General features: G+C 62.6%; 10 protein-coding genes and 2 pseudogenes. 8 read left to right on the plus strand and 4 right to left on the minus strand.

Going from position 1 to position 10,034, the window contains the following annotated elements:
• Positions 1 to 206 (plus strand): annotated as a pseudogene (locus tag QZZ60_RS08345) (AAA family ATPase); the annotation flags it as partial.
• Between the two features lie 86 nt (positions 207 to 292).
• Positions 293 to 1,432 carry a YafY family protein gene (locus QZZ60_RS08350; protein ID WP_295640439.1) on the plus strand — a complete coding sequence of 380 codons (1,140 nt, stop codon included), beginning with the start codon at positions 293 to 295 and terminating at the stop codon, positions 1,430 to 1,432.
• Here QZZ60_RS08350 and QZZ60_RS08355 read toward each other — a convergent pair.
• Both QZZ60_RS08355 and QZZ60_RS08360 read right to left on the minus strand, forming a co-directional pair.
• A complete protein-coding gene (locus tag QZZ60_RS08355; protein ID WP_295640441.1) occupies positions 1,413 to 1,883 on the minus strand; it encodes a metal-dependent hydrolase in 471 nt (156 codons plus the stop codon). The two genes, QZZ60_RS08350 and QZZ60_RS08355, sit on opposite strands and share 20 nt — an antisense overlap.
• A complete protein-coding gene (locus tag QZZ60_RS08360; protein ID WP_295640443.1) occupies positions 1,880 to 2,341 on the minus strand; it encodes a YccF domain-containing protein in 462 nt (153 codons plus the stop codon). Before QZZ60_RS08360 ends, QZZ60_RS08355 begins: the two co-directional genes overlap by 4 nt.
• A 328-nt stretch (positions 2,342 to 2,669) precedes the next feature.
• On the opposite strand from QZZ60_RS08360, the gene asnS reads away from it, so the two are divergent.
• The 5 genes and pseudogenes from asnS (at position 2,670) to QZZ60_RS08385 (ending at position 6,607) form a co-directional block, all read left to right on the plus strand.
• A complete protein-coding gene (gene asnS / locus QZZ60_RS08365; RefSeq protein ID WP_295640445.1) occupies positions 2,670 to 4,055 on the plus strand; it encodes an asparagine--tRNA ligase in 1,386 nt (461 codons plus the stop codon).
• Positions 4,052 to 4,645 carry a TrmH family RNA methyltransferase gene (locus QZZ60_RS08370; protein WP_295640454.1) on the plus strand — a complete coding sequence of 198 codons (594 nt, stop codon included), beginning with the start codon at positions 4,052 to 4,054 and terminating at the stop codon, positions 4,643 to 4,645. Before asnS ends, QZZ60_RS08370 begins: the two co-directional genes overlap by 4 nt.
• 189 nt (positions 4,646 to 4,834) lie before the next feature.
• Positions 4,835 to 5,221 (plus strand): annotated as a pseudogene (locus tag QZZ60_RS08375) (CoA-binding protein); the annotation flags it as partial.
• A 6-nt stretch (positions 5,222 to 5,227) separates the two neighbouring features.
• Positions 5,228 to 5,719 carry a YkgJ family cysteine cluster protein gene (locus tag QZZ60_RS08380; protein WP_295640456.1) on the plus strand — a complete coding sequence of 164 codons (492 nt, stop codon included), beginning with the start codon at positions 5,228 to 5,230 and terminating at the stop codon, positions 5,717 to 5,719.
• Positions 5,720 to 5,935: 216 nt separating this feature from the next.
• Positions 5,936 to 6,607 carry an adenylate kinase gene (locus QZZ60_RS08385; RefSeq protein WP_295640447.1) on the plus strand — a complete coding sequence of 224 codons (672 nt, stop codon included), beginning with the start codon at positions 5,936 to 5,938 and terminating at the stop codon, positions 6,605 to 6,607.
• A 133-nt stretch (positions 6,608 to 6,740) separates the two neighbouring features.
• Here QZZ60_RS08385 and QZZ60_RS08390 read toward each other — a convergent pair whose 3' ends face one another.
• Positions 6,741 to 8,213, minus strand: coding sequence for a carbon starvation protein A (locus QZZ60_RS08390; RefSeq protein ID WP_295640449.1), 1,473 nt, complete (start codon positions 8,211 to 8,213; stop codon positions 6,741 to 6,743).
• A gap of 560 nt (positions 8,214 to 8,773) precedes the next feature.
• Here QZZ60_RS08390 and QZZ60_RS08395 point away from each other — a divergent pair.
• A complete protein-coding gene (locus QZZ60_RS08395; RefSeq protein ID WP_295640451.1) occupies positions 8,774 to 9,187 on the plus strand; it encodes a DsrE family protein in 414 nt (137 codons plus the stop codon).
• Between the two features lie 351 nt (positions 9,188 to 9,538).
• Here the strand turns inward: QZZ60_RS08395 and metG are convergent.
• Positions 9,539 to 10,034: methionine--tRNA ligase subunit beta (gene metG / locus QZZ60_RS08400; RefSeq protein WP_295640452.1), on the minus strand; the 496-nt coding region annotated here is incomplete at its 5' end.

A 10,034-nucleotide genomic window follows, 5' to 3' on the forward strand; every position in this document is an offset into this window, starting at 1 on the left:
AAGGGGAGCTGTCCGAGGCGCTCCTTCGCAGGCTCATGGCGCTGAAAAGGCTTGCGCCGGGCGATTTTCATGTCGTGCGGATGCAGCATGATCCCATGATCGCGGAACCGGGGTCCGTGACGCACGAAGCGCTCGTGGCGGCGCTTGAGCGGGAGGTGGCGCTGAAGAAGGAACGCGCGCCCGTGCGCATGGGCTTCATGGGATAGGCGTGGCCGTTTCTTGCCCGGCATTCTTTTTTTTCTTATGGTTGGACACGCTCGGACAGGAGCGGACGACAACGACGGGGGAAGGCATGGGCAGCAAATGGAACCGGGACGTGACGCCTTCGGAAAGACTTCTGGCACTCTATTCCATGCTGCTTTTCAGCGGCAGGACGGTCAGCCTGACGGAGCTTGCCCGCGAGCTTGACTGTTCCAAGCAGACGGTGCGGCGTCTCGTGGATCAGCTGGAAGCGTCGTCTTTCGGCAAACTTCTGCGCGGCATGCGCGGGCGCGAGGTCACGTATCATTTGGAGCGGCCCGCGACGCTGCCGAAGGTAAGCCTCGATCCCGAGGGATTGCAGCAGCTTGCTCTGTGCCGCGCCTTTTTGTGCCATCTTCTGCCAAAGTCCATGCAGAAAACCATGGATGCCGCGCTTCTGCAGGCATCGGCACTTCTTCCGGAGGGCGAGACGCTGGGAGATGCCGAGTGCATGGGGCAGGCGGCAGCGAGGGGTCCCATAGACTATTCTCCCTTTCAGCAGAGTCTGCGCACGCTCATGGACGCCATTCGGCAGGGCCGTGTGTGCGAGATCGGCTACCGCGCGACCTCCGGCGAGCGGAAGCGGCATTTCTTTGCGCCGCAGAAGCTGCTTGCCTACCATGAATCGCTGTACGCGCACGGATGGATGGTGGCGGAGGAGGGCGGGGCGGAACCGCTTTTCGAGTCCCCCACGAATCTCGCCGTTCATCGCATGACGGGCGTGCGCATGACGCGCCGAAGGCTGGAGGGGTGTCTTGAGAAAGGGGACGACAGGCAGGACTGCTTCGGCCTCATGGTCGGCAGACCCTTCACCGTGCGCGTGCGCTTTGACGCCTCGGCGGCGGTCTACGTGTCCGAGCGCACGTGGAGCCGGGATCAGAAGCTGACAAGGCACCGGGACGGCGGCGTCACGCTGACCATGACGGCCAGAAGCGAGGCCGAAGTGGTGTCATGGGTGCTGAGCTTTGCGGACGCGGCGACGCTGCTTTCCCCGCGTCGTCTGCGCGGGCGCATTGCGGAGACGGCGAGGCGCTTGTGCGCCGTGTACGACGGGGAGGCAAGGAACGGGGAAGAGAAAAGACGGCGGAGAGGGCCTGACTCGGGCGCGCGGGAATGCGCCGCTCCGTGCGGAAGCGTCCGCTGCGCGGCCGGGCCTTCCGACGGAGAGAAGCTCAGTAGAGCGGAACGTTGAAGTGCATGAGCTCGGGCTTTTCCATGATCCAGAACACGAGCAGGCACATGATGAGAAGGGCGTATTCGCCCATGCTTCCGGTGCTGCACAGACGCAGGGAAAAACGCTTCTTCACGAAGGGCAGCATGGGCACGCCGTGCGTGGTGCACATGTCGAGCAGCACGTGAGTGAGCGCGCCGAAGCCGAATCCCCCCACGAGGGCGTCGGGCAGCGGGCCGAGCTGTCCCGTGAGCGACCATGCCCAGATGGCCAGCCACCAGCCGAACCAGTGCGAGGAGCGGCGGTGCACCTGATTGAATTTTTTCTGCTGGAAAAAGGCGCGTCTTGCGGCGTGCTGATCCAGCATGTCCGGGGCCACGGAGCCGAACCAGGCGGCGGCCATGCCGGCAAGGGGAAGGCCCGCGGCAAAGGAGGCCATGAGAGCCATGGCCTGATGCGTGGTCCATTTCATGCGTCGTTTCTTCTCCTGTTCAAATCTTCGGCGGCGCGGCGTCGTCTTGCCTCGGCGGCCGTTTCGCAGGGCACCACGGTCTTGCCTATGGGAAAGAGCGCGAGCTCCGCAAGCTTGATGTGCTGCCAGGCAAAGGGCAGTCCCACGATGGTGAGGGCGAGGGCGGCGGCCGCGGCCACGTGGCCGAGCGCTATCCAGAATCCTGCGAGAACGAACCACACGGCGTTGCCCAGCATGCCGGGAAGCCCCGTGCCCAGATCCTTTTTGCCGTACAGCACCTCGCGGGAAACGGATTCGTAGCCGAAGGGCATGAAGGCAAAACCCGCCATGACGAAGCAGGCCCGGCCCCACGGCAGTCCCACGATGGAAAGACACGCCAGAATGCCGAAAAGAAGCCACAAAAGTGCCGTGAACCAGCCGCCGAAGATGATCCAGAGAATGTTTCCTATGACGCTCATGTGTTCCTCAACGTTTCCGATCCGCGACCGCGGAACGAATGCGCCCGAGCCGCGAGGAAGGAGTATTTTACAGGACTTGACGAAATTGCGCAAGAAAAAGAACGGGAAGGGCGGGTTCGGCGTCGGGAGGAGGCGGGCGCAGGGCATTCCGTCTGCCGGACGACGCGCCCTGTCTTAAGCGAGAGGCTCGGTCAGCTTTCTTCGTGCCTGCTTTCCCGGTCCGGATCGGGCCGTCCTTCCGCGGGAGCCTGCCGCCGGTTGCAGAGCGGGACGCTATGGCGTATGCTGCCTGTCATTCTTTCAACATTCCTCTCTGGAGAGATTTCCTATGCAGCGTACCAGCATAAGCGAAGCTCTGGCCTCCGCCGGGCCGCGCAGCGGCATCACCGTGTGCGGATGGGTGAGAACCCGCCGCGATTCCAAGGGATTTGCCTTTCTTGAGCTCAACGACGGCTCCTGTCTCAAGAATCTTCAGTGCATCATCGACGAGGGCACGCAGGCATGGAGCAGACTTGAAGGCGTGAACACGGGCGCGGCCGTCAGCGTTTCCGGCGATCTGGTGGAATCTCCGGGCAAGGGACAGAAGTGGGAGGTGCATGCCGACTCCATGCAGGTGTTCGGTCTGGCCGATCCCGCGACCTATCCCCTCCAGAAGAAGCGTCACTCCGACGAATTTCTGCGCACCATCGCGCATCTTCGCCCCCGCACCAACAAGTACGGGGCGGCGTTCCGCATCCGGTCCGAGGCGGCGCTTGCCGTGCACGACTATTTCCGCGGTCTCGGCTTCTACTACGTTCATGCGCCCATTCTCACCGGTTCCGACTGCGAGGGGGCGGGCGAGATGTTCCGCGTGACCACGCTTCCCGTGGACGGCGGTCCGAAGCCCGAATCCGGCAACGTGTTTGAAAACGACTTCTTCGGCAAGCAGGCCAGCCTTACCGTGTCCGGTCAGCTCGAGGCCGAGGCTCTCGCCTGCGCCATGGGCCGCGTATACAACTTCGGTCCCACCTTCCGCGCCGAACATTCCTACACGCCGCGTCATGCCGCCGAGTTCTGGATGGTGGAACCCGAAGCCGCCTTCAACGACATATGGGACAACATGGAGCTTGCCGAAGGACTCATCCGCCATGTGGTGCGCCACACCGTGGAAACGTGCGCCGACGACGTGGCCCTGTTCGACAAGTTCGTCGCGCCCGGTCTTCTGGACGGCCTGCGCGACATGATCGAAAAGAAGTACGCCCGCATTTCCTACCGCGACGCCGTGAAGCTTCTTCAGGAGAGCGGGAAGAAGTTTGAATATCCCGTGTCCTTCGGCACCGATCTTCAGACCGAGCACGAGCGCTTCCTCGCCGAGGAATATTTCCGCTCGCCCGTGACGGTGTACGACTATCCCAAGGACATCAAGGCGTTCTACATGCGCATGAACGACGACAACGAAACCGTGGCCGCCATGGATCTGCTCGTGCCCCGCATAGGCGAGCTCATAGGCGGCAGCCAGCGCGAGGAGCGGCTCGACCGCCTTGTCGCGCGCATCGACGAGCTGGGCCAGAAGCCCGAGGATTACTGGTGGTATCTTGATCTGCGCCGTTTCGGCAGCGTGCCTCATTCCGGTTTCGGCATGGGGTTTGAGCGCATGATCATGCTGCTGACCGGCATTGCCAACATACGCGACGTGCTGCCGTTCCCCCGCACCACGGGATCTCTGGAGTTCTGATGAGAGTCATGACCGAACGCCGCAGGGCGAAGATTGAAAAGGTGCTTTCGCAGCGCCAGAAGGGACTCACCCTTGTCATGGACAACGTGTGGGACCCCCACAACGTGTCGGCCATCTACCGCAGCTGCGATGCCTTCGGCGTGCCGGAAGTGCACCTTTACTACACGCAGTGCGCGTTTCCGCAGCTCAGCCGCAAGACTTCGGCCTCGGCCTTCAAATGGGTGAACACCATCCGTCATTCCAGCAAGGAAGAGCTCATGGAGGCCCTGCGCGCCCAGAACATGCAGGTGCTCGCCACAAGCTGTTCGCCCGCCTCCCGCCCCCTTGCCGACTACGACTTCACAAAGCCCACGGCCATCATCATGGGCAACGAGCATTCCGGCGTGTCGCCGGAGCTCGTGCCGCTGGTGGACGGGGAGGTGTACATTCCCATGTACGGCATGGTGCAGAGCTTCAACGTGTCCGTGGCCTCGGCCCTCATGCTGGCCGAAGCCTCGCGGCAGCGCGCCGTGGCGGGCATGTACGACCGCAGGCTCTGGACCGACGAGGAATATGAAACGCGCCTGAACGCCTGGCTTGAAAAGGCGTAGCGTCCGCCGCCGGAAGGCGAAGGCCTTTTCCGGCACGGCGTGCGGGCCCGCTTCCGTTTCGGAACGCGGGCCTTTTTTGTGCTTCCGCGCACTTTTCCGCGTCATTCCCTCCCGCAGCCCATTGCCAATGGAGCGCCCCCGGGATAGAATGCGTATGTTTTGTGACGAATGCCTTTCAGCGGAGAGTTCATGCTGTTCGACGACATGCGGTCCCTTCTGGCGCGGGCCGAAAACATCGCCATCATAGGAGCCAAGGACAAGCCCGGTTCGCCCGTGGATCATGTGGGGCGCTACCTGCTCAATGCCGGCTACAACGTTCAGCCCGTGCATCCCGTCCGCCGTCAGGCCTGGGGCATTCCCACCGTGCGCAGCATCACGGATCTCCCCTCCATAGGTTTTGCGCCGGACATCATCTGTCTGTTCCGCGCGCCCGCGTACTGCGAGGCGCACGCCCGCGAAACGCTCGCGCTTCCGCGTCTGCCCATGATCTTCTGGATGCAGGAGGGCATACGTTCTCCCGAGGCGGGCAGGCTCATGGCCGAAGCGGGCGTCAAGGTGGTGGAGGACCGCTGTCTTGAGACCGTGCACGCCGCGCTTTTCGACGATGTCACCGAAACGTTTTCCTGCACGCGCTGCGGCAAGTGCTGCGAGGGCCGCGGCGGCATCGTGGTGGGGCCGCGGGATCTGCCGCGTCTCTGCGCGCATTTTCATCTTCCGGCCGACGAGTTTCTTGCCCTCTATACCGAGAACATGGGCGGCAAGCCCGTGCTCAAATGCGGTGAGGACGGCTTCTGCATGTTCTTCCGCGCCGGAAAGGGCTGCGGAATCCATCCCGCGCGTCCCGCCGTGTGCCGCGCCTGGCCGTTCTTCCGCGGCAATCTGGTGGATGCGGTGAGCTTCGACATGGCCCGTGAGGACTGCCCCGGCATACGGCGCGAGGCCTCGCACGAAGCCTTTGCCCGCGAGGGCTTCCGATATTTGAACGACTATCATCTGCGGGCCCGGGACGTTCTGCGCGAGGGCCGCGCCCTCATTGTGGACGAGAGCGAACTGCCGTCCGGGGCGAAGGACTGACATTTTCCTTCCCGGTTCCGGGAAGGGGCCGCCCAAGCGCGGCATGGAAGGGGTGGCCGCGGCGTCTTTTCGGACGCGGCGGACGGAGGTTGTTAACCCGGGGGAGGTCGCCCGTGCGACGGCTTCGCTCAGCATGAACGCAGCGAGCGTTCACGAGGAAGTCCGAGGGACGCAAGGTCCGCGGACGTTCACGCGCGCAAGCGCCAGAGGATTCTGATGAACATTCTGATTTTTGGCCCCAACGGCAGCGGCAAGGGCACGCAGGGCGCCCTTCTCATGGAAAAATACGGCATTCAGCACATCGAATCCGGGGCCGTTTTCCGTCAGCACATCGGCAACGGCACGGAACTGGGCAAGAAGGCCAAGGCCTACATCGACAAGGGCGAGCTCGTGCCGGACGAAATCACCATTCCCATGGTGCTGGACATCCTCAAGAGTCAGGGCAACAAGGGCTGGCTGCTGGACGGCTTTCCCCGCAACATGGAGCAGGCCCGCAAGCTCGACGAAGCCCTCAAGGCCGAAGGCATGAAGCTCGACTACGTGGTGGAAATCCTTCTTCCCCGCAAGGTCGCCCGTGAGCGCATCATGGGCCGCCGCCTCTGCGTGAACAACAACAACCATCCCAACAACATCTTCATCGACGCCATCAAGCCCAACGGCGACGTGTGCCGCGTGTGCGGCGGCGCGCTGAAGACCCGTGCCGACGATCAGGACGAGGCCGCCATCAACAAGCGTCACGACATCTACTATGACGAAAAGAACGGCACCCTCGCCGCGGCCCACTACTTCAAGGATCTGGCCGCCAAGGGCGACACCACCTACATCACCCTCGACGGCAGCGGCACCATCGAAGCCATCCGCGAGGAACTGCTTTCCAAGCTGAAGTAGAGCTTCGGCTTTTTGCAGGCATCTTGCAGGGCCGGAAGGAGCGATCCTTCCGGCTCTTTTCGTGTGCGGGCATGAAAAAAGGGCCTCTTCCGCAAGCTCGGAAGGGGCCCTTCTGATCAGATGAACGTCGCCGCTACTTCACGCAGGCGGCGGGCTTCGGGGCGCTCAGGCTGCCGGTTCTCGTAAAATGCAGGAACAGCGCGAGGCAGCAGAGGGAAACCACGATGCCGATGATGGTGGACGCTTCCATGGACAGGCTGAAGCCGATGGGAGCGTAGCAGATGTAGGCCGTGCACACCGTGGTCATGAACACCGCGGGAATGCTGGTGATCCAGTGCAGACGGCCGTGTCTGGCCAGCCACACGGAGAAGGCCCACAGGCTCACGCAGGACATGGTCTGGTTGGCCCAGCCGAAGTATCTCCAGATGATGGGGAAATCGAGCAGGGTAAGGGCCACGCCGCCGCAGAACAGCGGAATGGCGGTAAGAATGCGCTTCGTGACGCTCTTCTGGTCGATGTGGAAGCGGTCGGCCAGCATGCCGCGTGCGGCACGGAAGGCCGTGTCGCCGGTGCTGATGGGCAGAAGCACCACGCCGAGAATGGCGAGAAGTCCGCCCACGGGGCCGAGCAGGGTGATGGCGATCTGCTGCACCACAACGGTAGGCGCACCCTTGGGACCCATGGCCGCGGAAAGGGTGGCGGCGTCGGGATAGAAGGAGAGCGCGAGGGTGGCCCAGATGAGACCGAGCACGCCTTCGGTGATCATGGCGCCGTAGAAGACGCGGCGGCCCTGCTTTTCATTGGTCATGCAGCGGGCGCGCAGCGGGGACTGCGTGGCATGGAAGCCGGAAATGGCGCCGCAGGCGATGGTGATGAACAGGATGGGCCACACCGGCGTGCCGGAAGGATGCACGTTGGTGAAGAAGTCCGTGTTGGGCAGTATGGTGTATCCCTTGACGAACAGCGCCACGATGAGTCCCAGGGCCATGAAGATGAGCATGACGCCCACGATGGGATAGAAGCGGCTGACGATGCGGTCAAAGGGAATGATGGTGGCCACGAAGTAGTAGGCGAAGATGAGCACGCTCCACGCCAGCGTGGGGGCCGACGGGAACAGATTGGTGAGAAAATGCGGGAACAGGTTGGCCAGCAGGGCGGCCGGAGCCAGCACGAAGGTGGCTCCCACCATGACCATGAAGATGACGGTGAAGCATTCCATGAAAATTCGTACGCCCGAGCCAAGGTTGCGGCCGATGATCTCGGGGTAGCTGATGCCGTCTTCCCGTATGGAAATCATGCCGGCGATGTAGTCGTGCACCGCGCCGGCGAAAATGGAGCCGAAGACCACCCACAGCAGGGCCACGGGGCCGTACAGCGCGCCGAGAATGGTGCCGATGACGGGACCGAGGCCGGCGATGTTGATCATCTGGCTCATGTAGAGCTTCCAGAGGGGCATGGGTTCGAAGTCCACGCCGTCCCTCTTGGTCATGACGGGAGTTTTCCGGGACGCATCGGCCCCGAACACGCGTTCCACAAAGGCGCCGTACACCGCGTAACCTGCAATGAGCAGCGCACAGCAGCCGAAGAAATAAAGGGTGCCAAACATAACAGTTCCGGCTTTCGCCGGTCCTCCAGTGCCCTCTCCGAAGGGCTGGTTTGTCCGCGACGCTCTGCGGCCGCGGAAAAAACAATATCGTTCCGTCCGGGGAAAAGACGGAGCAGGGATGACCTGAAGGCGAATGCGGGCGGACGTTTTCCGCCGCGGAATCCCGACAGGCGTACCCGGCCTCTGCCGTGCCGTGCAGGGAGAACCGCAATTCCCTGCAACGGAGGAGGTTTTGAACCTTGCTCCTGCGGAGCAGGATTGTCAACCTGCTAAATTTGATACTTTTTTGTTTTATTTTTTGCGCTTTTTTGAACATTGTGCCGAACAGGATCGTCATGCGCGAAGCGGGACGGTCCGCAGGTCCGAAAAACGGGAGACATTTTGCCTTGTTCCGGCTTGCGGCATGAAAAATGGATTGACAGAAGGCTGCGCCGATGAAATTCTTTTGGTGAGCCCCTTGTGCTTCAAGGGTGCGGTACGGTTCCGGCCTTCGTCGGCCCGGCCTTCCGGCGCGCGACGCCGGCCACGGACTGAAACAGCACTGGTTCAAGGAGATTGTCATGAAGTTTGATCTGGTCATTCATGTGAACACCAACGATCCCAACGTATTCAAGCTGGCGTTCAGCCAGGCCGCCAACTACAAGAAGGAAGCGCTGCTCAAGCGCCATAAGATTTCCCCTCAGGACATTGCCGCCAAGGCCGGATTCATGGCACTGGAGGAGCCGGAAACCTTCAAGCTCGTCATGGTCGTCAACGGTCCCGCCGTGCAGCAGCTCGTGAAGGAGAACACCGAACTTCTGGGCAAGGCGCAGAACGCCGTGGCCAACGGCCTCAAGATTCACGTGGGGCAGTGCGCCATGAATTCCTACCATGTGGAAAAGGACATGCTCTGGTCGTTCGTGGAAGTGGTGCCTTCCGCCACGCTTGACCTCGTTCAGCTGCAGAATTCCGGCTTTGCCTACATGAAGGTGTAGTTCCGGGAGAACGTGAACGGTACGGGCGGAGGAGCGCGGCTCTTCCGCCTTTTTTCGTGCCCTTTCCGGGGCGCTCCCCGAAAGGGGGCGTTCTCGGGATCACGACGGGGCGGCGGGAACGCGGAGGGAGAGCCGTCCCGGAGGGTGACGCCAGGCCGGATGCTTGAGAGAAGGACGGCGTTTCTGTTTTTGCAGGAGAGAAGGACATTGCCTTCTTGCTCGGGCGAACGCAGGGGGCGCGCTGTTTGTCGGCTGCGCAGCGCTTCCGGCCTTCGGCAGGACGGCCCGAAGAACGCAAAAAGGGCGTCGCTTCCGAAGAAGCGACGCCCGCATGGTCATGACGGTTCAGGCTCAGGCGATGGAGGAGCCGCTCGGCGCGTCGGCCGTGAGCAGGGAGAGGCCGCCGTCGAATTCTGCGGTGAGGATCATGCCCTGCGATTCAAGGCCGCGCAGCTTGCGGGGCGGCAGGTTGGCCACCACGACGACCTTTTTGCCCACAAGATCCTCGGGCTTGAAGTGGGCGGCGATGCCGGAGACGATCTGGCGCGGCTTTTCCTCGCCGAGGTCCACGTCGAAGCGCAGCAGCTTGTCGGCGTTGGGATGCTGTTCCGCCGCGAGAATGGTGCCCACGCGCAGATCGAGCTTCTGGAAGTCGGTGAACTCGATGGGAGCCTTGGGGCCGGTTTCCGCGGGGGCGGGCTTGGGTGCGGGCGCCTTCTTTTCCTTCTTCGGCTTGGCGGGCGCTTCTTCCTTTTCCATTTCCAGGCGGGGGAAGAGGTTGGAGGCGGAGGCGATTTCAAGGCCGGTGCGCAGGTGCATTCTGTAGTGCAGCACGTCGTTCAGCGCG

It is taken from the genome of uncultured Mailhella sp. (assembly GCF_905187505.1).
GTDB lineage: Bacteria > Desulfobacterota > Desulfovibrionia > Desulfovibrionales > Desulfovibrionaceae > Mailhella.

What these genes read in the sequence shown, in the direction of transcription:
- QZZ60_RS08385 (WP_295640447.1), top strand. Translation starts at nt 5,936, where the DNA reads ATGAACATTCTGATTTTTGGCCCCAACGGCAGCGGCAAGGGCACGCAG.
- QZZ60_RS08360 (WP_295640443.1), bottom strand. Translation starts at nt 2,341, where the DNA reads ATGAGCGTCATAGGAAACATTCTCTGGATCATCTTCGGCGGCTGGTTC.
- asnS (WP_295640445.1), top strand. Translation starts at nt 2,670, where the DNA reads ATGCAGCGTACCAGCATAAGCGAAGCTCTGGCCTCCGCCGGGCCGCGC.
- QZZ60_RS08350 (WP_295640439.1), top strand. Translation starts at nt 293, where the DNA reads ATGGGCAGCAAATGGAACCGGGACGTGACGCCTTCGGAAAGACTTCTG.
- QZZ60_RS08355 (WP_295640441.1), bottom strand. Translation starts at nt 1,883, where the DNA reads ATGAAATGGACCACGCATCAGGCCATGGCTCTCATGGCCTCCTTTGCC.
- QZZ60_RS08395 (WP_295640451.1), top strand. Translation starts at nt 8,774, where the DNA reads ATGAAGTTTGATCTGGTCATTCATGTGAACACCAACGATCCCAACGTA.
- QZZ60_RS08390 (WP_295640449.1), bottom strand. Translation starts at nt 8,213, where the DNA reads ATGTTTGGCACCCTTTATTTCTTCGGCTGCTGTGCGCTGCTCATTGCA.